A 22,264-nucleotide genomic window follows, 5' to 3' on the forward strand; every position below is an offset into this window, starting at 1 on the left:
GGGCGCGAGTGACCACGCCGCCGCACGGCTGACGGGCGGCGGAGCGCTCAGCCCGCCCGGGTCAGCTGTTCCTCCTGGTGCTCCCGGCGTGCCGCGTCCAGCAGATCCGCCCACGACTCGACGTCGGGACGGCGCCGCAGCAGCGCACGCCGCTCCCGCTCGGTCATTCCCCCCCAGACGCCGAAGCTGATCCGGTTGTCCAGGGCCTCGGCAAGGCACTCCGTGCGCACCGGGCAACCCATGCAGATCAGCTTGGCCCGGTTCTGCTCGGCGCCTCGGACGAACAAGCCGTCCGGATCGGTGTCACGGCAAGCCGCGTGCACACGCCAATCCGGTTGCGTCATGCTCATTGTCCCCCAGCTCCCTCTCTGGTCACGGTTCTCACACTCCACCCACGGCACTCCCCTGTGCCAACGTGAGACCTTGACGGACTGTAGAGGGTATCGGTTCCCCTTGGCGAGCCGGGTTTGGTCAAATCGTGACCGGCAGGGGTGACCCGGCGGCGTGACGCGCCCCTTACACCGGTAGCACGTAGCATCGAAACGTGCGTAGGACGGACGGAATCCTCAAGCTCCTCGGACTGTGTCTGCTGGCCGGCGTGCTGGTGGCCGGCCTGCTGTTCCCGGTCGTCGGCGGGGCGGGCTTGCTGTCCAACCAGGCCAGCGCGACGGTGGAGAACACCTCGACCGAGCTGGCCAACGAGGCGCCGCCGCTGGTCACCACGATCACCGACCGGGACGGCAGGCCGATCGCCACGCTGTACAACCAGTACCGCATCCCGACCGGTCCGGACGAGATCTCCGACGCCATGAAGTGGGCGATCATCTCGGTCGAGGACCGCCGGTTCTACGAGCACAACGGCGTCGACTGGAAGGGCACCGTGCGGGCCGCCATCTCCAACACCTCGGGCGGCCAGACCCAGGGTGCCTCGACGCTGACCCAGCAGTACGTCAAGAACTACCTGATCAACGTCGTCTACTGGAACGACAACGACCCGAAGCACCGCATCGGCAGGCAGAAGGCGCAAGAGCAGTCCATCGCGCGCAAGCTCAAGGAAGCCAGGATCGCCATCAACCTCGAGTCGAAGATGACCAAGGAGGAGATCCTCACCGGGTACCTGAACGTGGTGGAGTTCTCCCGGCGCATCTTCGGTGTCGGCGCGGCGGCCAAGGCGTACTTCAACACCACCGCCAAGGAGCTGGACCCGGCGCAGGCGGCGCTGCTGGCCGGCATGGTGAACAACCCGGCGGCGCTGGACCCGTGGAACCACCCGGAGGCGGCCAAGAAGCGCCGCAACCTGGTGCTGGACATGATGGTGCGCAACCGCAAGCTGTCGAAGGAGGACGCCGAGCGGTACAAGAAGCAGGGGCTCGGCGTGGTGCCGGGCGGCCCGAAGAAGCCGCCCGCCAACTGCGTCGGCGCGGGTGCCACCGACGGGTTCTTCTGCCAGTACGTCGAGGACTACCTGGTCAACGAGCTCGGCATGGACCGGGACGAGCTCTACAGCGGCGGCTACACCATCCGCACCACGCTGGACCGCAAGGCGAACAAGGCGGCGGCGAAGGCCACCGAGGAGCAGGTGCCCAAGGAGAACGACGACGTCGCTCTGACGTTGTCCTTGGTCAAGCCGGGCAAGAAGCGGCACGAAGTGATCGCACTTGCCGCGAACCGGGACTACGGCGGCGACAAGGAGCGGAACGAGACGTTCCTGGCCCTGCCCGCCGGCGTCTACAACATGCAGGGTGCCGGGTCGTCGTACAAGATCTTCACCGCGGCGGCCGCGCTGGAGAAGGGCGTGGTCGGCATCCTCGACCGGGTGCCGGCGCCCGGCCATTACACGTCGAAGGTTTTCGGCGGCGGCAACCCGCGGTGCGGCCAGCGACCGGACGGCGTCGTGCCCTACTGCGTGCAGAACTACGCGGGCACCCCGGGCGGCAACCCGACGCTGCAGCAGGCGCTGGCGAACTCGCCCAACACCACGTTCGTCATCCTGGAAGAGCGCACCGGCATGAAGCCCATCGTCGACATGGCCTACCGGCTGGGCATGCGCAAGACGATGAGCAGCAACATGCAGGGCAAGAAGCCGGACCCGTCGTCGAACGACCCGCTGGTGTCCGAGGACCTGCGGAAGCACTTCGGCCCGTCGGAGAACTCGCCGGGCAAGGGGTCGTTCACCCTGGGCCCCGCCCCGCTGAGCGGCCTGGAGCTGGCCAACGTGGGGGCGACCATCATCAGCGACGGCCGCTGGTGCCCGCCGACGCCGATCCTCGAGGTGCGCGACCGCAACGGCAAGCCGGTCAAGCTCAAGGAGCCGAAGTGCGAGCAGGTCATCTCCAAGGACCTGGCGCACGCGCTGGCCGATGCGCTGAGCAAGGACCACGTGTCGGGCACCGCGGCGGGCGCGGCCAGGAAGGCGGGCTGGGACCGCCCGATGATCGGCAAGACCGGTACCGCGCAGAACCACACCGCGTCGACGTTCGTGGGTGCCACGCCGTTCTACGCCGGGGCGGCGATGATCTTCCAGCCGGACGGCAACGCGCAGCCGCTGTGCGTGGGCGGTTCGATGGGCGCCTACCGCTGCGGCTCCGGGAACATGTTCGGTGGCGTCATCCCGGCTCAGACGTGGTTCAACGCGATGAAGCCGATCCACGAGGGGTTGCCGAAGAAGAGCGTCCCCAAGGCGCCCGAGAAGTACCTGCACGCCAACTGACGGCCCGCTTCGCAGCGACGGAGCGACGATCACCGAGTCGGGTGGCTTTGGGCCCGTGGCCGTCCCGGCGTCGGCGTGATCCGACGTACTTCCCACACCGCCCGCAGAAGGTGTCCGACGTATGCTCGGTGCGTGGTGAACAGCAGGCTGCGAGCAGCAGTGGGAGCGGTGGCCGCGGTAGGCGCCGCCGGCCTGACCTACGCGACGGCCATCGAACGGCAGCTGTACACGTTGCGCACCGCGCACCTGCCGGTGCTGGCGCCGGGGTCCCAGCCGCTGCGCGTGCTGCACATCTCCGACCTGCACATGCTCCCTTGGCAGCATGCCAAGCAACGCTGGGTGGCCTCGCTGGCCGCGCTGGCTCCGGACCTGGTGGTCAACACCGGTGACAATCTCGCCCACCCGGCGGCGGTGCCCGCCGTGCTGCGGGCTTTCGGGCCGCTGCTCAACGTGCCGGGCATGTTCGTCTTCGGCAGCAACGACTACTTCGCGCCCAAGCCGAAGAACCCAGCCCGCTACCTGATGCCGCGCGGCCGGAAGAAGCTCGTGCACGGTCCCGAGTTGCCGTGGCAGGACCTGCGTGCGGCGTTCATCGAGCACGGCTGGCACGACCTGACGCACCAGCGCGTGCCGCTGCAGGTGGCCGGGCAGTCGTTGTTCGCCGCGGGTGTGGATGACCCGCACATGCAGTACGACCGCTACAGCACCATCGCCGGGCGCGCGGACGCGGCCGCGGTGGTCCGGATCGGCGTCACGCATTCGCCTGAGCCGCGGATTCTCGACGCCTTCGCCGCGGACGGCTACGACCTGGTGCTGGCCGGTCACACGCACGGCGGGCAGCTGCGGGTGCCTGGCATCGGCGCGCTGGTGACCAACTGTGATCTCGATCGCTCTCGCGCGCGGGGCGCCAGCCGCTGGGGCGCAGACATGTGGCTGCACGTTTCCGCTGGTCTGGGGACTTCGCCGTACGCGCCGGTGCGGTTCGCGTGCCCGCCGGAGGCCAGTTTGCTGACCTTGGTGCCGCGCGACTGGAAGCCGCAGCGCGCAAAGCGGGAGTCCCGGTTCAAAGCCTGGCGGAGGGGTCCGTTAAACTCTGTCTTGGCCCGTTAGCCAACCGGGGTGTGGCGCAGCTTGGTAGCGTGCCTCGTTCGGGTCGAGGAGGTCGTGGGTTCAAATCCCGCCACCCCGACGGGACCAGACGAAACGGTCCGCGAGAGATCGCGGGCCGTTTCGTCGTTTCCGGGCACTTTCCGGTGAGCGGGAGCCTGGTTCAGGCCGCCCGGCACCCGCTGGAAAGCACGTGCAACGATCAAGGCGTGCAGTACCCCACGCCACACATCCCGGATCGGCTGTTCGACGACGACGCGGCGGAGTCTCGGTGGCGGGCCCGGTTCACCGCGCCCCGGATGTCCGCGCCGGACTGGGCGCTGGACGCTCCGTCGGCCAACTTCTACGTCTCCAACGCCAGCGGCGTGTGGGAGGTGTACGCGTGGGACCGGGACAGCGGTGATCACCGGAAGGTGACCGAGCGGCCCAACGGCACCATGCACGCCGACATCGCTCCGGACGGCTCGGCCATCTGGTGGTTCGACGACACCGACGGCGACGAGTTCGGCCGGTGGATGCGCCAGCCGTTCACCGCGGGACCGGGATCGGCGGAGGTGGCCGTGGCCGATGTCCGCCCCGGATATCCCGCGGGCCTGGTGATCGGGCATCGGCTGGCCGCGGTCGGGGTGTCCACCGACGACGGCAGCGAGCTGTTCGTGCACTCCGGCGGCGCGACCCGCCGGGTGTACGCCAGCGAGCACGACGCGGGCGTCTCGGCGCTGTCCAGGGACGAGAAGCTGCTGGCGATCTCCCACTCCGAGCACGGGGACTCGCGTCATCCGGCGATCCGCGTGCTGGCGCTGGACGACGGCGATCGCGCCGTGGGCGAGCTGTGGGACGGAGAAGGGCGTGGCCTGGAGGCGCTGGAGTTCTCGCCGGTGCCGGGTGATCAGCGCCTGCTGGTGCAGCACGAGCGTCGTGGCCACGAGGAGCTGCTGATCTGGGACGTCGCCACCGGCGAGCAGACCGAGCTCGCCATCGACCTGCCGGGCGAGATCACCGGCACGTGGTACCCGGACGGCAAGGCACTGCTGGTGTTGCACCACTACCACGCGCGCAGCACGCTGCACACGCTGCGGCTCGACACCGGGGAGCTCACCGCGCTCGACACGCCGTCGGGGGTGATCGGCAGCGCCGGTGTGCGCCCGGACGGCAGCATCGAGTACTCGTGGTCGTCGGCGGCTCATCCGTCGGTGATCCGCCGCAGGCTGCCGGACGGAACGGACGAGGTGCTGCTGGCCCCGCCGGGACCGCGGGCGCCGGGGTCGGTTCCGGTGGCCGACGCGTTCGTGGAAGGCCCAGGGGGGACGATTCATGCCCTCGTGGCCCGTCCGGAGGGCGCGTCCGGGCCGCTGCCCACCGTCTTCTCCATCCACGGCGGGCCACACGCCGCCGACACGGACCGGTTCTCCGCCTACCGTGCGGTGTGGGTCGACGCCGGGTTCGCGGTCGTCGAGGTCAACTACCGCGGCTCCGACGGGTACGGCTCGCAGTGGCGTGACGCCATCGAGGGCCGCCCGGGCCTGACCGAGCTGGAGGACATCGCCGCGGTGCACGACTGGGCCGTGGCCAGCGGGCTGGCCGATCCGCAGCGCTGCGTGGTCACCGGCGCCTCCTGGGGTGGTTACCTCACCTTGCTGGCGCTCGGCGTGCAGCCGGAGCGCTGGGCGGTCGGCATCGCCGGGGTGCCGGTGGCCGACTACGTGACGGCCTACGCCGACGAGATGGAACCGCTGCGGGCATTCGACCGGTCGCTGTTCGGCGGTTCACCGGACGAGCTGCCGGATCTGTACCGGGAGTGCTCGCCGATCACCTACGTCGACGCGGTGCGGGCGCCGGTGCTGATCCTGGCCGGCGACAACGACCCGCGCTGCCCGATCCGGCAGATCGAGAACTACGTGGACCGGTTGGCCGAGCGCGGGGCGGACTTCGCGTTCTACCGCTACGACGCCGGGCACGGGTCGCTGGTGGTGGCCGAGGTGATCAAGCAGACCGCCGTCGAGGTGTCGTTCGCGCTGCGCAAGCTGGGACGGGCCTGACGGTCACCGTCCCGCTCCGGAACCGGCGCGCTGGTCACTTCACCGAGCCGACGGTTGCTCAGGCCGGCTGGAAAGTGGCCACCTGCCGCCCGATGAGCCGCAGCTTGTCGTAGACCGCGCTGTCGTTGCACGCGCCCGTCTCGTCGAACTTCGTCTCGCGCGAGTTGATGGCTCCGCCCAGCGGAGTCGGCCAGCCGCGCAGCGCGTGCACCGCGGTGCGCAGGTGGTTCAAGGTGCCCACGGCCGCCTGCCACCCGGCGGCGACGGCGATCAGCCCGACCGCCCGTCCGGCGAGATACGGCCGCTCGTCGTCACGCAGGTCTTCCAGGTAGTCGAGGGCGTTCTTGATCAGCCCGGACGGTCCGCCGTGATAGCCGGGCGAACCGACGATCAGCCCATCCGCTTCCCGGACCGCCTCCACCAGCCGGCGCGCTGACGCCGTGCGTTCCGCGATCGCGGCGTCGTAGAACGGCAGCTGCAACTGATCGCCGGCGATCAAGGTCGTGCGCGCGCCGGCTTCCTCGGCCCCGCGCAGCGCGACCCGTACCGCGTACTCACTCTGCGAGCCCGGCCGTAGCGACCCGCCGATCCCGACCACCTTCATACCCGCACCCTACGACTTCCAGTGCACTCGAGGTCCAGCCGACGTGTCGCGCGTCGCGCCAACCGGCCCAACGCTCGGTTGTCCGGTTATCACACACCGTTGCCATGCACGTCGTGCAAGACTCCCGGCATCCGTCGTCCAGCGAAGGAGGTCCACCATGACGAATCTGGCCGCCAAAATCCCCCTGCCGGTGCAAGCGGCAGCCATGCGCGGAGTGTTCCGGCTCCCGGCAATGCTCAAGCGCCTGATCGCGGGCAAGCCGGTGACACGGGACGGCCAGACCCTCGCCCTGGATGCGCAACTGCTGGTGAAGCTGACGGCCGCAAGCGGTATCAACCTGACCTCGAACAGCGTGGCGGAGTCCCGCGCCGGGATGGAGATCAACGTCGACCTGCTGCCGTCCCCTCCGCTCGACGTCACCTCCCGCGACCTGCGGATGTCCACGCCGGACGGCGAGCTTCCCGCCAGGCTCTACACGCCGCGCGACTATGCCGAGCCCGGCCCGCTGCTGGTCTACTTCCACGGCGGAGGCTGGGTACTCGGCAGCGTGCGGACGCATGACTACGCCGCGAGGTTCCTGGCCGAGCACTCCGGTGTCCGGGTGCTGTCGGTGGAGTACCGGCTGGCGCCCGAGCACCGCTTCCCCGCCGCTGTCGACGACGCGCTGGCGGCGTTCGACTACGCACACAAGCACGCCGACGAGCTCGGGGTGGATCAGCAGCGGATCGCCGTGGGCGGCGACAGCGCGGGCGGCAACCTGGCCGCGGTCACCGCGCTGCAATGCGCGCAGCGCGGTGGTCCGGCCCCCGTGTTCCAGCTGCTCGTCTATCCCGAGGTGGACTTCGTCACCAAGCGGCGGTCGCGGCAGCTGTTCGCGGAGGGCTTCTTCCTCACCGACGCGGACATGAACTGGTTCGAGGGGCACTATCTGAGCCCGGACGACGACCGCAGCGACCCGCGGATCTCCCCGCTGCTCGCCGGCGACCTGTCCGGCCTGCCACCGGCTTATCTGGTCACCGCCGGCTTCGACCCGCTGCGCGACAACGGCCACGCCTACGCCAAGGCGCTGGAGGAAGCGGGCGTCTCGGTGTCCTACCAGTGCCAGCGGGACATGATCCACGGGTTCATCAACTTCGCGCCGCTCGGCGGGCGGTTCCGGGAGGCCACCCTGGAAATCGCCGCGGCACTGCGGGCCGGGCTGGCCTACGCCCGCTGACGGGAGCGGGAAGCTCGCCCGGCGCCTGCCTTGGGTGAGCGGCGTTGCCGGGCCTTGTTGCCTGGCGCGACATCCGCCGGACATGACGGAACCCGGTGCCGACTCCCAGGCACCGGGTTCCTCTCCCCCCACCGAGGTGGTCGGTGACGGCCTCGCCCCGCAGGTCAGGGCAGCGGCGCCGGTGGCAGTCCCGGAGCTTCCGGTACCTCGGGCAGGTCCGGGGTCTCCGGCACCTCGGGCACGTCCGGCACGCCAGGCACGCCAGGCACCCCTGGCACGTCCGGCACGCCAGGCGTGCCACCGCCAAGCAGGTTGTCGACGAGCGCGGACAGCGTGGCCAACAGCGTCTGAATCAAGCCGTTCAGTGTGGCCAGCGGGTCGTCACCGCGTGCTTGGGTGAGCTTGGCTTGCAGTCGCGTGCCGAGATCCCGCGCCTTTTCCGCATCGGCGCGAACCGCTGCAGCACGCTCGTACTGCTCGGCCGTGAGGATGACCTGCATCGTTCGGTCGATCTGGCCGAGGACTCCGTCGACGGCTTCGACGTCGTCGTCCTCGACCGCCTGCGCCAGCTGATCGTGCAGGTACTGCACGTCGTCGGCGGTGGATGTGATGACGGATGCGTGCTCACGGTCGACCGGCACAGCGGTCGCCATGCCGATGCCGCCGGCTACCAGCGCCGCACTGGTGAACAGTGCGGTGACCACGCGGGACACGGTGGTTTTCATGTGTGCACTCCCTTGTCAGCCCCTCGCGACTTCCCGCCTCCACCCGTACTCCCCCGGCAGGTAACGCACTACCGGTTGTCATCCCACCGGCTGAGGGCAGGGCCGATGACACGCCTCCAGAGCGACACACCGAGATCACCGAATGTTGTGATCGACTGCACCATCGGTGTGACTTCTCTGCAACGCTCCGCAGCTAGAACCGGACGCCAGACCCGTTCGAGGCGGGCCCAGTCACCTGAATTGCGGTAGTTCGGGGGAACGACCGATCACGTTCCCCCCGCAGGGTTAGCGGCGGTGTGTACCGGGACGAATCACCGCTTGGCGGGGGCAGCACATCGGCCCGGCACCCCGCTCGTGCCGAGTGGTCCATCCAGGAGATCGCCAAAGCAGCCGGGACCACCAGCCGGACGCTGCTTGCTTCGACGAGCGTGGGGGCCCGCCCGCTGCGCCAGACGGACCAGCGGCACCAGCGTCGCGCCACGTCGATCTCCACGGCCGCCCTGTGCCCGCCTGTTCCGTGCCACGGGGCAAAGCCGGTGCGCCCGTCGCAAGCCCACCTCCCAAGCCCGCGTCCACCCGTACTCTCGCCACCCGTGACTCGGCAACCGTCAGTACGACCCGCTCCGCCTCGCTCACCGCTTCCACGTGACCTCCCCCGTCCCGTCATCAGGCGTAGACAGGCAACCGGTATCTCGAACCCGCTCCCCTCCCATGCATCACGTCCGCCCCACGCACTCGCCGCCCTTGGTCATCAGGCGCAGCCAGACAACCGACAGCACGAGCCCATCCCCCTTTCCCGCAAGCCACCAGACCCCGCAGCGGGCTCCGGACCGCGATGACGCGATTGGAGCAAGATGCGGCCCCGTTTCGTGGCGATCCGCGTTCCCGGGAAAGATCGTTCCGCCAGGAGCAGATCGCCAGCGCGCCCACGGCAAACTTCGGCAGACTGGACCGCGTGACTGCTCTTCCGACTTACGACGACGTCGTCGCCGCGGCCGGGCGTATTCGGCTTTACGTCCGCCGCACCCCGGTCTTCGCCACCGAGGTGGACGGGAAACCGGTGGTGTTCAAGCTCGAGCACCTGCAGCGCACCGGGTCGTTCAAACTGCGTGGCGCCACCAACGCGCTGGTGAGCAGGCCCCTGCCGGAGCGCGTGGTCACGGCCTCGGGCGGCAATCACGGGTTGGCCGTGGCCACCGCCGCGGCCTCGGTGGGTGTGCCGGTGACCGTGCACATGCCGGATTTCGTGCCGCCGCAGAAGGCGGAACGGATGGCCGCAGCCGGTGCGAAACTGGTTCGCCACGCCGAGATGGCCGACGTGCTCGCGGCCGCGCTGGAAGAGGGCAGCGAACCGGGCGTCCGTTATGTGCATCCCTACGACGACCCTGATGTCATCGCCGGCCAGGGCACGGTCACCGCGGAGATCGTCGCGGACGCACCGGATGTCGACACGATCGTCGTCGCGGTCGGCGGGGGCGGTCTCGCCTCGGGCGTCGTGCTCGCCGCCGAGGGGCGGCACGTCGTGGCTGCCGAGCCGGAGGGGTGCTGCTGCTTCAACGCCGCGCTCCAGGCGGGCGAGCCGGTCGACGCCCCGGTCGAGTCCATCGCCGCGTCCGGCCTGGGCGCGAACCGCATCGGCACCATCGCTTTCCAGCTGCTGACGGACGCCAAGGCGCAGTCGCTGCTGGTGTCCGAGGACCAGATCGTGGCCGCGCGTGACCGGCTGTGGGAGGAGTTCCGGCTCGCCGTGGAGCCAGCCGCCGCGGTCGCGTTCGCGGCCCTGCTGACCGGGGAGGTTCCGGGGGAACGGCCGTGCGTGATCCTCTGCGGCGCCAACACGGTGTGGACACCGGGCTGACGGCTGTCACGCACTGGCCCGGCCGGGGACAAGCACCACCCGGCCCGGTGGGCGTGGCCCTGCCGAGGAGGCGACGGCCCGAGGGGACATGCCCGGCCGGGGGCACATGCCGAGCAGAGAACGACCGCTCAGCCACAGAGCTGAACACCGCCGCAGGCAGACAGCCCAGCCCAATGGCAACACGCCCCCCGGCCGGACAGCACAAGCCGACCCGAAAGAACGACCGCTCAACCACAGAGCCGAACACCGTCACAGGCAGACAGCCCAGCCCAACGGCAACACGCACCCGGCCCAACAGACGACGGCCCGCCGGCCGGACGCTCGCGCCCGAGGACCACGGTCCGGGCTGGCAGTGCCGCGGCCTGGGCCCTCGGGGCCGGCATCACCGGGTCATCCGCCCATCGACGTCACGGCTTGCGCAGCACGCCGCCGTACTCGAACATCTCGGGGTTCTTCGCGCTCATGCCCTCGTAGATGCGCAGCTCCGGCGGGACCGGGTTCAGCGGCGGCTGATCGGGGTCCGGGCGCCAGTCGTCGATGTTCACCAGCCCCGGCTCGACCGGCTCGAGGCCGTCCAGCAGGGCGTCGACCTCCTCCGGCGAGCGGACCTGCACGTTCATGCCCGCCTTGCTGCCGATCTCCCTGATCATCTGCCGCTTGACCGGGTCGGTGACGACGAGGTGGGACAGCGTCAGATAGCTGCCGGACGGCGCGACCTCGTCGATGATGTACCGCAGCGCGTGCCTCGGGCCCTTGCCGACCTCGTCGTCGTCACCGAGGAAGTGCACCACCGACAAGAACAGCATGGCCACCGGCCGTGAGAAATCGATCAGGCGCTTGGTGTCCGGGTGCTCCAGGACCACCGACGGGTCCCGGAAGTCGGCCGTGATCACCGCGGTGCTGTCGTCCTCGGCGAGCAGCGCGCGGCCGTGGGCAAGCACGATCGGGTCGATGTCGACGTAGACGACCTTGACGTTCGGATTGAACTGCTGGGCGACCTGGTGCACGTTGTTGTTGGTCGGCAGCCCGCAGCCGAGGTCGATGAACTGGTCGATGCCCGCGTCCCGCACCAGGTAACGCACCACGCGGTAGAGGAACAGGCGGTTCTGCCGGGCGCTGTCCAGCACTTGCGGGAACCTCTTCAGGTTCTCGGTCATGAACTCGCGATCGACGGCGTAGTTCTCCTTGCCGCCGAGCAGCCAGTCGTACGCCCGCGCGGGCGTCGGCCGGTCCAGGGGAATCTCCACGTCGACCCGCTCGTCCGCTGTCATAGCGCAGCCATCCACCTTTCAACCCGGTGATTACCGACGGCGACTCTATCGCACCTGACCGTGGTGATTTCCAGTCCGAACGCAAAGATCGTCGCCAAATCAGCCGACCGCGCCCGCCATCACGCGCCGTGAGCGAGCTGAATCCGGATACCGGCACCTTTTCCGGCACAGTCCAGGCGCCCAAGTCGCGCTTCCGTCGCGACCCCGGCAGTCGCGTCACGGCATGGAGAACAAGCGGCCGCCGCTCTCGGCAACGCAGAAGCCCGGCACCGAAAGAACCAGAAAGGCCGGGTGATGGGCGCGGATCGCGCTACAGATCGTTGAACGGCGCGGCGTAGCAGAATTCGCCCCGCAAGTCGTCGGTGTATGCGGCCAGCGGCCGCGCCTGGAATGCTTCCCGCCAGCTCGGGTCGGGCGGGCGGACACCCAGCTCGGCAGCAGGCCGGAATCCGAAACGCCGGTAGAAGCGGGGATTGCCGAGCAAGACGACCAGCGGATACTCCAGGGCGTCCGCGGCCGCGAGCACGGCGTGCATCAGGGCGCTGCCCACCCCTTGCCGCTGCCAATCGGGCACCACTCCGATCGGGCCGAGCCCGAGAGCTGTTCGCCCCGCCACGGTCGCCTTGGTGGCGACGACGTGCCCCACCACGCCGTCGCCGCTGGACGGACACGCGACAAGCGAAAGAGCAGGCACCCAGGCGTCACTGGCCCGCAGCGCGTCGAGCAAACCCACTTCGACAGGCAGCTCCCCGGGGCGCGGAGCAGGAAAGGCCACCGAGTGCACGGCGCGGACCGCCGCGACGTCGGCAGGAGTTTCCCGGCGAACGATCACGCCGTCACTCTCCCGCCGGCGCGCCGTACGAGCAACCGAATATCGCGCGCTACTTGACCAGCAGCTCGGCGATCTGGACCGCGTTCAATGCCGCGCCTTTGCGCAGGTTGTCGGCGGCGACGAACAACACCAGCCCACGACCGCCGTCCACGCCGGCGTCCGCCCGGATCCGGCCCACGTAGCTGGGATCCTTACCTGCCGCCTCCAACGGGGTGGGGATGTCGGTGAGCTGCACTCCAGGCGCCTCCGCCAGCAGCTCGATGGCCCGCTCCGGCGACAGCGGCCGCTCGAACTCTGCGTTGATCGACAACGCGTGCCCGGTGAACACCGGCACGCGCACGCACGTGCCGGACACCCGCAGTTCCGGGATGCCGAGGATCTTGCGGCTTTCGTTGCGCAGCTTCTGTTCCTCGTCGGTCTCGCCGGACCCGTCGTCGACGATCGACCCCGCCATCGGCAGCGCGTTGAACGCGATCGTCTTGGCGTACTTGCGCGGCTCGGGGAACTCAAGCGCCGACCCGTCGTGCGTCAGCTCCTTGATCCGCGAACCCGCGGCGGCGACCTGCTCGGCCAGCTCGTCCACACCGGCCAGCCCGCTGCCGGAAACCGCCTGGTAGGTCGAGGCCACCAGGCGCACCAGCGACGCCTCCTCGTGCAGCGGCTTGAGCACCGGCATCGCGGCCATCGTGGTGCAGTTCGGGTTGGCGATGATGCCCTTCTTGGCATCGTGGACCGCCTCCGGGTTCACCTCGCTGACGATCAGCGGGACCTCCGGGTCCAGCCGCCACGCCGACGAGTTGTCGATCACCGTGGCGCCCGCTTCGGCGAACTTCGGCGCGTAGGCCTTCGAAGCGCCCTTGCCCGCCGAGAACAACACCACGTCCAGCCCGGACGGATCGGCCGTCGCGACGTCCTCGACCTCGATCTCCGCGCCCTTCCACGGCAGCTTGGAACCCGCCGACCGGGACGAGGCGAAGAACCGGATCTCGTCGACCGGGTAGCCGCGTTCGTCCAGCAGCGTGCGCATCACGCCACCGACCTGACCGGTGGCACCCACGACTCCCACGCGCATCAGCGACCACTCCCCGCGTAGACGATGGCCGGCTCGTCGCCGCCGAGGTCGAACGCATCGTGCACGGCGCGCACGGCGGCCTCGACGTCGGTGTCCCTGATCAGCACCGAGATGCGGATCTCCGAGGTGTTGATCATTTCGATGTTGACGCCCGCATTGGCGATCGCTTCGCAGAACGTCGCGGTGACGCCCGGGTGCGAACGCATGCCCGCGCCCACCAGCGACACCTTGCCGATGTGGTCGTCGTACAGCACGCCGCTGAAGCCGACGTCCTCCTTGATGCGCTCCAGCGCGGCGACCGCCGCCGGGCCGCGGTCCTTGGACAGGGTGAAGGTGATGTCGGTGACACCGGAAGCGGTGCGTGAGGCGTTCTGCAGCACCATGTCGATGTCGATGTTGGCGTCGGCGACGGCGCGGAAGATCCGGGCGGCAGCGCCCTTGTAGTCCGGCACGTCCGTGACGGTGATCTTGGCTTCGGACTTGTCGTGCGAAACGCCGGTGATCAGCGCCTGTTCCACGGGAATCTCCTCGATCGATCCGGCCACCAGCGTGCCCGGCTTGATGCTGTACGACGAACGGACGCGAAGCGGCACGCCGTACCGGCGCGCGTACTCCACCGACCGCAGATGCAGGATCTTCGACCCGGTCGCGGCCAGCTCGAGCATTTCCTCGTACGGAACCTTGTCCAGCTTGCGCGCGTTGGGCACGATCCGCGGGTCGGCGGAGTACACGCCGTCCACGTCGGAGTAGATCTCGCACTCGTCGGCCTTCAGCGCGGCGGCCAGCGCCACCGCCGTCATGTCCGAACCGCCGCGGCCCAGCGTGGTGATGTCCTTGGTGTCCTTGGCGACGCCCTGGAAGCCGGCGACGATGGCGATGTAGCCCTGCTCGAGCGCCTCGGTGACCCGCTTCGGCGACACCTCGAGGATGCGCGCGTTGCCGTGCGCCGCGGTGGTGGCGATGCCCGCCTGCGAGCCGGTGAACGACCACGCCTGGGCGCCGAGCTTGCTGATCGCCATCGCAACCAGCGCGTTGGAGATGCGCTCACCCGCGGTGAGCAGCATGTCCATTTCCCGCTCCGGCGGGTTCGGATTCACCTGCGCGGCCAGATCGAGCAGTTCGTCGGTGGTGTCGCCCATCGCGGAACACACCACCACGACGTCGTTGCCTGCCCGCTTGGTTTCGACGATCCGCTCGGCGACTTTGGTGATGCGTTCGGCGTTCTCCAGCGACGACCCACCGTACTTCTGGACCACCAGCGCCACGGGGCACGAACCTCCTCGCGGCGGCGCCCGTCCCACTTGCCAGGCGAACGCCCCCGTCCCTGTTTTCGCTCAGCCTACCGGCCACGAAGCGACTGACAACGACTGCTTGTGGCAGTAACCACTACTGTTGATGACGACCAGAGCAGGAGGACACGCAGCGTGACCGACGCGGCGACGCGTACCAGCGATTCGGCCGACACCGGGGTGTGGCACGCGCAGCGAACCGACGGGACCACCGGCCGCACGCTGCTGTGGTGGACCGCTCCGGCACTGGTCTACCTGGGAGTTCGACAGCTCGGCGTGCTCGTGCTGTCACTGATGGCGAGCAGGCACGAGGCCACCACGACGCAAGCGCTGACCTCCTGGGACGGGCAGTGGTTCCTCGGCATTGCCGCGGGCGGCTACCAGAACGCACCGGAACAACTGGTCGACGCGAACGGACAGCGCAGTGACGCCACTCCGCTGGCGTTCTTTCCGGGATATCCGAAACTCGTCGGTGCCCTGGCGGACGGATTCGGCCTGCCGTATCACTCCGTGGGCTTCGCCGTCACCCTGATCAGTGGCGTCGTCGCCGCATACGGCATTTACCGGATCGGCACGCTGGTCAAAGGCGGCTCCCGCCGCGTCGGCCTCATCCTGGTGGCGTTGTTCGCCGCCTCGCCGATGGGCGTGGTGCTGTCGATGACCTACTCCGAGGCGCTGTTCTGCGCCTGCGCGAGCTGGGTCCTGGTGTTCCTGCTGCGACGACAGTGGCTGGCCGCCGGGGCGCTGTGCGGGCTGGCCGGGCTGGTGCGGATCACCGCCGCGGCGCTGGTCCTGGCCGTCGTCGTCAGCGTGGTGATCTTCCTGGTGCGTGAGCGCGATGCGCGGACCGGCGAGCGGCTGGCGGCCATCGGCGCGGCGGTTCTCGCTCCGCTCGGGCTGATCGGGTTCCTGTGGTGGGCCGGCGCCCGCATCACCCCGGGGGCGGACATCGTCACGCAGATCCTGTCGTGGAACGAATTGCAGGCGGAAGGCTGGGGCTCGGCGTTCGACGGCGGAATCTCCACGGCCAAATACGCCCTGCACGCGCTGGCGACCGCCGGATCGGCTTACGACATCGGCACGGTTTTCGTACTTTTGACCGCTGCCGTGCTCGCCGTGGTGTGCTGTACACAACGATTGCCGTGGTCGATGTTGATCTACGGCCTCGCCGTCTTCAGTATGGTCGCCGGGTCCGCTGGCTTGATGAACTCCAAGGCGCGGTTGCTCGTTCCGGCGTTCACGCTGCTGATCCCGGTCGCGGTGGCGTTGGCGCGGAGACGCCCGGCGACCGCAGTGCTCGTGGTCGCCGCGGCCGCGCTCGCCAGCGGGTGGTTCGGAGCACATGCGTTGTTGGTGTGGGAGTACGCGATATGACCGACAAGCCAGCCGAGAGCAGCGTGGAACTGCACGAGCTGATCGCCCGCCGGTGGAGCCCGCGTGCGCTCGACCCCGACGAGAAGATCGACGAACGGCAACTGCGGGCGCTGCTGGAGGCCGCCCGCTGGGCGCCCTCGTACGGCAACACCCAGCCGGCGCGGTTCCTGGTCGGCGCCCGGGGCTCGGAGACGTTCGACCGGATTCTGGGCACGCTGACCGAGGCGAACCAGGCGTGGGCGCATCGTGCCTGCGCGCTGCTGATCGGCCTCGCCGTCACCCGCAACGAGAAGGGTGAGATCCCCTACGCCACCTACGGTGTGGCGCTGGCTGCCGAGAATCTGGTGCTGCAAGCGGTCGCCGAAGGCTTCGCCGGACACCAGATGGCCGGGTTCGACGCGGACGCGGTCCGCAAGGAGTTCGCGCTGCCCGAGGATGTCGAGCCGGTCGTCGCCATCGCCGTCGGCAAGCCGACGGACCCGGAGATCCTCGGTCACGAATCGCTGATCGAGCGGGAGCGGGCACCGCGGAAGCGGCTGCCGCTGAGCGAGATCGCGTTGCGCGACTGGAACAAGCCCGCCTTCTGAGCAGCACGGCTGTCGCCGGACCACGCACCTGCTTCGCGCCGTCAGGCGAACACGTGACCGTTCTGGCTTCCCGATGCCGTGACCGTTCCGGCTGCCCGGGGCCGTGACCGTTCTGGCTTCCCGGGCCGCGACCGTTCCGACTGACCGGGGCAGGCACCGCCCGGCAGCAGGTCAGCCGCGCACGCCGCCGACTCGCCGGATGATCTTCGAGCCCACGTTGGAGATGATCAGCCACAGAACGGCGGCGATGCCGTAGTTGATCAGCGTGCGCAACTTCGCGTCGTCCGGGGTGAACAAGTCACCAACGCCGAGCGTGAGCCGATCCGCCCAGCCGTCGACGAACTGCACGACGCCGTTCGCCGGGTTGGCCTCGGCCACCACGAACACCACGTGCAGCACGAGGATCAGCGCGAAGATCAGGCATACCCAGCGCACGACACCCGCCAGCAAGCCGACGAAGCGATCCTTGATCTCGCCCCAGTCGACGTCGCGCTTGGCGGTGGTCTGCTCCGCCGCTGGCTTGTCGGTGTGCTCGCCCATGGCCGGAAGTTTGGCACGTTCGTCCGACCAACGCCACGGGGCGCGACGCCGGATTTATCGCATTGATTGATCTCCGTGCGCATGTGAGATGTCCGGGTGGGTGTTTGCGCACCGCCGCGGCCGCGCTATCGTGACTGACGTGGCGCGTGCCCTCCTGCTTCGCTGCCGCGACGGGGCCTGATCCAGACCGGCTCCTCGTCGCGGAGTTTCGCCATGCGCCGGTCGTCGGCCATCCCAGCAAGCAGGAGATTCCCCCACCATGAGCAATTCCCCGCGTTCTGACGCGTATCCGACCATTCGCACCCCGTCCCGTCCCGTTCCCGCCGACCAGCCGCACTGGAACCCGCAGCGCGGCAGCTGGATGCCGTACCACCGGTACAAGCCGTGGTACCGGCTGGTGGAGGACATTCAGCTGCCCGACCGCACCTGGCCGGACAAGCGCATCACCCGTGCGCCGCTGTGGTGCGCGGTCGACCTGCGCGACGGCAACCAGGCCCTGATCGACCCCATGTCGCCGGCGCGCAAGCGCAAGTTCTTCGAGCTGCTGGTGCGCATGGGCTACAAGGAGATCGAGGTCGGCTTCCCGGCGGCCAGCCAGACCGACTTCGACTTCGTCCGGCTGATCATCGAGGAGGACCTGGTACCGGACGACGTACGCATCCAGGTGCTGACCCAGTGCCGCCCGGAGCTGATCGACCGCACCTTCCAGGCGCTGGAGGGCGCCAAGAAGGCGATCGTGCACATCTACAACTCGACGTCGATCCTGCAGCGCCGGGTGGTGTTCCGGGAGGAACAGCCCGGCATCACCAAGATCGCCACGCAGGCCGCGGAGTACGTGCTGGAGCTGGCGGACAAGTACCCGGACACCGACTGGCGGTTCCAGTACTCGCCGGAGTCCTACACCGGAACGGAGCTGTCGTACGCCGCCGAGATCTGCAACGCGGTGACCGAGATCTGGCAGCCCACCCCGGAGAACCCGGTCATCGTGAACCTGCCGGCGACGGTGGAGATGGCCACGCCGAACGTGTACGCCGACTCCATCGAGTGGATGAACCGGAACCTGGAGCGGCGCGACGCGATCATCCTGTCGCTGCACCCGCACAACGACCGGGGCACCGCCATCGCCGCGGCCGAACTCGGCTACCAGGCGGGGGCGGACCGGATCGAGGGCTGCCTGTTCGGCAACGGCGAGCGCACCGGCAACGTCGACCTGGTCGCGCTGGGCATGAACCTGTTCTCCCAGGGCATCGACCCGCAGATCGACTTCTCCGACATCGACGCGATCAAGCGCACGGTGGAGTACTGCAACCAGCTGCCGGTGCACGAGCGCACTCCGTGGGGCGGTGACCTGGTGTTCACCGCGTTCAGCGGCTCGCACCAGGACGCGATCAACAAGGGCTTCGCCGCGCTGAACGAGGCGGCCGCCAAGGCCGGGGTGCCGGTGGACGAGCACCCGTGGGAGGTGCCGTACCTGCCGATCGACCCGAAGGACGTCGGCCGCACCTACGAGGCGGTCATCCGGGTGAACTCGCAGTCCGGCAAGGGCGGCGTCGCCTACATCATGAAGACCGAGCACCAGCTCGACCTGCCGCGCCGGCTGCAGATCGAGTTCTCCAAGGTGATCCAGCACTTCACCGACAGCGAGGGCGGCGAGGTCGACCCGGAGACCATGTGGGAGGTCTTCAGCAACGAGTACCTGACCGCCACCGCGCCGTTGGAGCTGGTCAGCTCGCACGTGACGGACAACGGCAGCGGCGAGTACTCGATCGAGGCGACCGTGCGGGTGGACGGTGTGGAGCAGCAGATCACCGGCACCGGGAACGGTCCGATCGCAGCGTTCTTCGACGCGCTGGCCGCCATCGGGTACGACGTGCGGCTGCTGGACTACTCCGAGCACGCGATGACGGCAGGCGACGACGCTCGTGCCGCCTGCTACATCGAGTGCGCCATCGACGACAAGATCTACTGGGGTGTCGGGATCGACCCGTCGATCGTCAACGCTTCGCTGCGCGCGGTGGTGTCGGCGATCAACCGGGCATATCGCTGACACGTTGCTGGGCCCGCGGCCGCCTGGCGCGGGCCCAGCTCCCCCGGCGATCCCGGAGACCAGCACACCGGCCCCGATTCCCGGTGTTGAGGTGCTGGTGTCCGGCACCGGCCCCGAAATACCGGTGTGTCGTGTGCAACGCCGTGGCTCGCCCGGATATTCCGGCTGCAGCCGGAATTTCTGGCGTCGGCGGGATCCAGCGCCCGACGCCCGTCGTCCGCTCACCTGGGCGGCCCCTGCGGCCCCGGCCGTCACGGAACGAGAAGCACTTTGCCCACGGTGGCCCTCGACTCCACGGCCGCGTGCGCCTCGGCGGCCTGGTGCAGCGGGAACTTCGTGCTGACTTCCGGCCGAAGGTCACCTTCGGCGGCCGCCGCCAGCGCCCGCGACTCCAGCTCCCGCATGCCACCGGGCCGCTGGAGCAGTCGCCGGTCGATCGCCGGGGCCACCGTGATCCCCCGGTCGATGAGGTCCGCGGCGTCGAGCGGCACCGGCTCGCCGGACGACCACCCGTACACCAGCAGCCGCCCGCCCTGCCCCAGCAGTGCGAGGGCGCCGGCGCCGTACTTGCCGCCAACTCCATCGAGAACGATGGTCGGCTCGCGCTCGCCGAGCGCGGTACGAAGCTGATCCGTCCACCCGGCTCGCGAGTACTCCTGCACGACGTCCGCGCCGAGATCCCGCGCTCGCTCCGCCTTCGCCTCGCTGCTCACCAGCCCGACCGTCAGCGCTCCCGCGTTGCGGGCCGCCTGCAGCAGCAGGCCACCCAGTCCCCCGGACGCCCCGGTGATCAGCACGACGTCGTCGCCGGTGAGCCGCAGATTCGCCAGGATCGCCATGGCCGTGCGCCCGGTACCGATCATCGCGACCGCGACGTCGTCGGCGAGCGAATCCGGCAGCCTGTGCACCGACTCCACGCTGGTCACCGCGCGCTCGGCGTAGCCTCCCGACGCCATGCCGAGGTGGGCCACGACGCGCGCCCCCAGCCACTCGACGTCGACTCCGTCACCGATCGCGTCGATCACCCCGGCGACTTCCCTGCCGGGTGTCATCGGCAACACCGGCCGCGGTCGCGGGCCGTCCCCCCGCCGGATCAGGGTGTCGACGAAGTGCACCCCGGCCACGGTGACGGCGATGCGGACCTGCCCCTCGGCGGGAGCCGGGTCCGGCACCTCCTCGTAGCGCAGGGTCGCCGGTGGGCCGAATTCGTACTGCCGGATCGCGTGCATGCCCCCACGCTAAAACTTCAAGATAAGTAGAGGTCAACCCTTGTTGATCAGCGCGGTTCCTTGACCGCTGCCACGACTTCGGCGTGCAGCAGCTCGACGAGGCGGCACACCGCGGGACGGGCGCGGGAGCTGGGGCGCAGCACCGCGTCGATGTGTCTGGCGGCACGCGTCCCGGCCAGTGGTTTGCGCAACAGCCGCTTCCCGCCGCGGGTGTCGACCGTGTAGCGAGGCAGCAGTGCCACGCCATGCCCGGCCGCGACCAGCGCCTCGGTGATCCTGAAGTCGTTGATCCGGTGCACGATGTTGGCACGGACACCGGTGCGGACGGCCAACGACCGCAGCACGTCGTCGACCGGAAAGCCGATGTCGACCGAGATCCACCGCTCGTGCGCCAGGTCGCTCAGTTCGACCTTCCGCCGCTTCGCCAGCCGGTGCCCGGGCGGAAGCACCACGTCGAGCGGTTCCCGGAGCAAGGGTTCGACGTCCATGCGATCCGTCGGCCAGGGGTCGGCGTGCTCGTCGCGGTGAGTGACCACGACGTCGAAGTCGGCGAGCAGGCCGGGCACTTCCGGCGGCGACATGTCCACGTCACGCACCTCGAGTTCGAGGCCGTCGACCTGCGCGACGCGGTGCAGCAGGCCGGGAAGCACCATGAGCGCGGCGGACGGGAAGATCGCCAGCCGGACTCTGCCGCGGGGACCGGCACGGTAGCTCTCCAGCTCGGCCTCCGCCCGTGCCACCGCTCCGAGCACCTCGTCGGCGTGCACCACGAGGGCCCGGCCCGCGTCGGTCAGCCGCAAGCCGCGGCCGTGCGGCTCGGTCAGCGGAACGCCGACTTCCGCTTGCAGCGCCTTGAGCTGCTGCGACACCGCAGATGGCGTGCAGTGCAGCGCGGCGGCGGCGGCCGCGATGCTGCCGCGGTCGGCGAACTCGCGCAACGCGCGCAACCGGGCAATGTCCATGAAGCAAAGCTACACAAATGCGAAAGAACAATTCGTTTGTCTTCAAGGTCATCTCTGCGCAGTGTGGAGACATGCCCGTCCGTGATCGCCTTCTCGCCACGTCGGTCGCCGTGCTGTGGGGCATCAACTTCCTGGCCATCCACGCCACGCTGGAGCACTTCCCACCGCTGTTCGCGGGCGCGTTGCGGTTCGTCGTCATCGCCGTGCCGACGCTGCTGCTCGTCCCGCGGCCGCAGGTGCCGCTGCGCTGGCTGATCGGCTACGGACTCGGCTTCGGCACCGGGCAGTTCGCGTTCCTGTTCGTCGGAATGCACGCCGGTATGCCCACCGGCCTCGCTTCCCTGGTCTTGCAGGCTTCCGCCCCGTTCACGGTGTTGCTGGGCTGGCTACTGCTCGGCGAGAAGCTCTCCTGGCGAGCCGTCACCGGGATCCTGCTCGCGGTGGGCGGCATGGCCGCCATCGCATGGCGGCGCGCCGAGTACGCGGCCGTGCTGCCGGTGCTGCTCACCGTGCTCGCCGCGCTGAGCTGGGCGATCGGCAACTTGTGCAGCAGGAAGGCGCTGGAAGGCCGGCCCGACGTCAATCCGCTGCACGTGATGCTGTGGATGTGCATCGTCCCGCCGGTGCCGTTGTATGCGCTGTCGGTGATCTTCGAAGGCCCGGCCGCCGGATGGCAGGCGCTGACCACGGTGGCTACGCCCTCCGGGTGGCTGGCGCTGGCCGGGCTGGCCTACATCGTGCTGGCCGCCACGATCACCGGCACGGGCATCTGGACCGCGCTCATGCGGCGCAACCCGGCCAC

At 69.4% G+C, this 22,264-nt stretch carries 19 protein-coding genes and 1 tRNA gene; 10 read left to right on the forward strand and 10 right to left on the reverse strand.

Annotation, left to right across the window (positions count from 1 at the left end; all coding sequences use genetic code 11):
- Window positions 1-47 precede the first annotated feature (47 nt).
- Window positions 48-350, reverse strand: coding sequence for a WhiB family transcriptional regulator (locus CXP56_RS04035; RefSeq protein WP_028848517.1), 303 nt, complete (start codon window positions 348-350; stop codon window positions 48-50).
- 194 nt (window positions 351-544) lie between these two features.
- Here CXP56_RS04035 and CXP56_RS04040 point away from each other — a divergent pair, with 194 nt between their 5' ends.
- From CXP56_RS04040 to CXP56_RS04055, 4 genes are all read left to right on the forward strand, one after another.
- Window positions 545-2,710, forward strand: a complete 2,166-nt coding sequence (locus tag CXP56_RS04040) for a transglycosylase domain-containing protein (RefSeq protein ID WP_286899875.1) — start codon at window positions 545-547, stop codon at window positions 2,708-2,710.
- Between the two features lie 147 nt (window positions 2,711-2,857).
- Window positions 2,858-3,820, forward strand: coding sequence for a metallophosphoesterase (locus tag CXP56_RS04045; protein ID WP_479267255.1), 963 nt, complete (start codon window positions 2,858-2,860; stop codon window positions 3,818-3,820).
- Between the two features lie 5 nt (window positions 3,821-3,825).
- A tRNA-Pro gene (locus CXP56_RS04050) sits at window positions 3,826-3,899 on the forward strand.
- 127 nt (window positions 3,900-4,026) lie between these two features.
- Window positions 4,027-5,856: a S9 family peptidase gene (locus CXP56_RS04055; RefSeq protein ID WP_028848514.1), complete on the forward strand. Its 1,830-nt coding sequence runs from the start codon at window positions 4,027-4,029 to the stop codon at window positions 5,854-5,856.
- A gap of 58 nt (window positions 5,857-5,914) precedes the next feature.
- Here the strand turns inward: CXP56_RS04055 and CXP56_RS04060 are convergent, their stop codons facing one another.
- On the reverse strand, window positions 5,915-6,460 hold the full coding sequence (locus CXP56_RS04060) for an NADPH-dependent FMN reductase (RefSeq protein ID WP_028848513.1): 546 nt from the start codon (window positions 6,458-6,460) through the stop codon (window positions 5,915-5,917).
- A gap of 166 nt (window positions 6,461-6,626) precedes the next feature.
- Between CXP56_RS04060 and CXP56_RS04065 the strand changes: the two genes are divergently transcribed.
- A complete protein-coding gene (locus tag CXP56_RS04065) occupies window positions 6,627-7,676 on the forward strand; it encodes an alpha/beta hydrolase (protein WP_028848512.1) in 1,050 nt (349 codons plus the stop codon).
- Between the two features lie 164 nt (window positions 7,677-7,840).
- Here the strand turns inward: CXP56_RS04065 and CXP56_RS04070 are convergent, their stop codons facing one another.
- Window positions 7,841-8,401 carry a hypothetical protein gene (locus CXP56_RS04070; protein ID WP_286899882.1) on the reverse strand — a complete coding sequence of 187 codons (561 nt, stop codon included), beginning with the start codon at window positions 8,399-8,401 and terminating at the stop codon, window positions 7,841-7,843.
- A gap of 955 nt (window positions 8,402-9,356) precedes the next feature.
- Between CXP56_RS04070 and CXP56_RS04075 the strand changes: the two genes are divergently transcribed.
- Window positions 9,357-10,259 carry a threonine/serine dehydratase gene (locus tag CXP56_RS04075; protein ID WP_038045693.1) on the forward strand — a complete coding sequence of 301 codons (903 nt, stop codon included), beginning with the start codon at window positions 9,357-9,359 and terminating at the stop codon, window positions 10,257-10,259.
- A gap of 407 nt (window positions 10,260-10,666) precedes the next feature.
- Here CXP56_RS04075 and CXP56_RS04080 read toward each other — a convergent pair whose 3' ends face one another.
- From CXP56_RS04080 to CXP56_RS04095, 4 genes are all read right to left on the reverse strand, one after another.
- Entirely contained in the window at window positions 10,667-11,530 is an 864-nt protein-coding gene (locus CXP56_RS04080; RefSeq protein ID WP_286899884.1) for an SAM-dependent methyltransferase, read from the reverse strand.
- Window positions 11,531-11,840: 310 nt separating this feature from the next.
- The gene (locus CXP56_RS04085) at window positions 11,841-12,362 is read right to left on the reverse strand and encodes a GNAT family N-acetyltransferase (protein ID WP_286899887.1); all 522 of its coding nucleotides are present in this window, start codon (window positions 12,360-12,362) and stop codon (window positions 11,841-11,843) included.
- 49 nt (window positions 12,363-12,411) lie between these two features.
- Window positions 12,412-13,434 (reverse strand): aspartate-semialdehyde dehydrogenase, encoded by a 1,023-nt coding sequence (locus CXP56_RS04090; RefSeq protein ID WP_028848507.1) that lies wholly within the window; start codon window positions 13,432-13,434, stop codon window positions 12,412-12,414.
- The gene (locus CXP56_RS04095) at window positions 13,434-14,699 is read right to left on the reverse strand and encodes an aspartate kinase (RefSeq protein WP_286899890.1); all 1,266 of its coding nucleotides are present in this window, start codon (window positions 14,697-14,699) and stop codon (window positions 13,434-13,436) included. Before CXP56_RS04095 ends, CXP56_RS04090 begins: the two co-directional genes overlap by 1 nt.
- Before the next feature lie 159 nt (window positions 14,700-14,858).
- Here CXP56_RS04095 and CXP56_RS04100 point away from each other — a divergent pair, with 159 nt between their 5' ends.
- Together CXP56_RS04100 and CXP56_RS04105 are read left to right on the forward strand one after the other, a co-directional pair.
- Window positions 14,859-16,097, forward strand: coding sequence for a hypothetical protein (locus CXP56_RS04100; protein WP_051310358.1), 1,239 nt, complete (start codon window positions 14,859-14,861; stop codon window positions 16,095-16,097).
- Window positions 16,094-16,684 carry a nitroreductase family protein gene (locus CXP56_RS04105; protein ID WP_028848504.1) on the forward strand — a complete coding sequence of 197 codons (591 nt, stop codon included), beginning with the start codon at window positions 16,094-16,096 and terminating at the stop codon, window positions 16,682-16,684. The genes CXP56_RS04100 and CXP56_RS04105 overlap by 4 nt, the downstream gene beginning before the upstream one ends.
- A gap of 171 nt (window positions 16,685-16,855) precedes the next feature.
- On the opposite strand, the gene CXP56_RS04110 is transcribed toward CXP56_RS04105, so the two are convergent.
- Window positions 16,856-17,224: a hypothetical protein gene (locus tag CXP56_RS04110; protein ID WP_286899894.1), complete on the reverse strand. Its 369-nt coding sequence runs from the start codon at window positions 17,222-17,224 to the stop codon at window positions 16,856-16,858.
- Window positions 17,225-17,483: 259 nt separating this feature from the next.
- Here CXP56_RS04110 and leuA point away from each other — a divergent pair, with 259 nt between their 5' ends.
- Window positions 17,484-19,271: a 2-isopropylmalate synthase gene (leuA, locus tag CXP56_RS04115; RefSeq protein ID WP_038045470.1), complete on the forward strand. Its 1,788-nt coding sequence runs from the start codon at window positions 17,484-17,486 to the stop codon at window positions 19,269-19,271.
- Window positions 19,272-19,522: 251 nt separating this feature from the next.
- On the opposite strand, the gene CXP56_RS04120 is transcribed toward leuA, so the two are convergent.
- Both CXP56_RS04120 and CXP56_RS04125 read right to left on the reverse strand, forming a co-directional pair.
- Window positions 19,523-20,500 (reverse strand): zinc-binding dehydrogenase, encoded by a 978-nt coding sequence (locus CXP56_RS04120; RefSeq protein WP_028848501.1) that lies wholly within the window; start codon window positions 20,498-20,500, stop codon window positions 19,523-19,525.
- A 47-nt stretch (window positions 20,501-20,547) separates the two neighbouring features.
- Window positions 20,548-21,462 (reverse strand): LysR family transcriptional regulator, encoded by a 915-nt coding sequence (locus CXP56_RS04125; RefSeq protein ID WP_028848500.1) that lies wholly within the window; start codon window positions 21,460-21,462, stop codon window positions 20,548-20,550.
- A gap of 71 nt (window positions 21,463-21,533) precedes the next feature.
- Here CXP56_RS04125 and CXP56_RS04130 point away from each other — a divergent pair.
- Window positions 21,534-22,264 (forward strand): EamA family transporter (locus CXP56_RS04130; RefSeq protein ID WP_286899898.1); only part of this gene is annotated, 731 nt, incomplete at its 3' end.

This window comes from Thermocrispum sp. (assembly GCF_002919275.1).
Lineage (GTDB): Bacteria > Actinomycetota > Actinomycetes > Mycobacteriales > Pseudonocardiaceae > Thermocrispum > Thermocrispum agreste.

Bases quoted from the DNA above. Each gene is read 5' to 3' on its own strand.
- CXP56_RS04110 (WP_286899894.1), bottom strand. From the start codon at position 17,224: ATGGGCGAGCACACCGACAAGCCAGCGGCGGAGCAGACCACCGCCAAG.
- CXP56_RS04120 (WP_028848501.1), bottom strand. From the start codon at position 20,500: ATGCACGCGATCCGGCAGTACGAATTCGGCCCACCGGCGACCCTGCGC.
- CXP56_RS04070 (WP_286899882.1), bottom strand. From the start codon at position 8,401: ATGAAAACCACCGTGTCCCGCGTGGTCACCGCACTGTTCACCAGTGCG.
- CXP56_RS04060 (WP_028848513.1), bottom strand. From the start codon at position 6,460: ATGAAGGTGGTCGGGATCGGCGGGTCGCTACGGCCGGGCTCGCAGAGT.
- CXP56_RS04080 (WP_286899884.1), bottom strand. From the start codon at position 11,530: ATGACAGCGGACGAGCGGGTCGACGTGGAGATTCCCCTGGACCGGCCG.
- CXP56_RS04035 (WP_028848517.1), bottom strand. From the start codon at position 350: ATGAGCATGACGCAACCGGATTGGCGTGTGCACGCGGCTTGCCGTGAC.
- CXP56_RS04105 (WP_028848504.1), top strand. From the start codon at position 16,094: ATGACCGACAAGCCAGCCGAGAGCAGCGTGGAACTGCACGAGCTGATC.
- CXP56_RS04090 (WP_028848507.1), bottom strand. From the start codon at position 13,434: ATGCGCGTGGGAGTCGTGGGTGCCACCGGTCAGGTCGGTGGCGTGATG.
- leuA (WP_038045470.1), top strand. From the start codon at position 17,484: ATGAGCAATTCCCCGCGTTCTGACGCGTATCCGACCATTCGCACCCCG.
- CXP56_RS04125 (WP_028848500.1), bottom strand. From the start codon at position 21,462: ATGGACATTGCCCGGTTGCGCGCGTTGCGCGAGTTCGCCGACCGCGGC.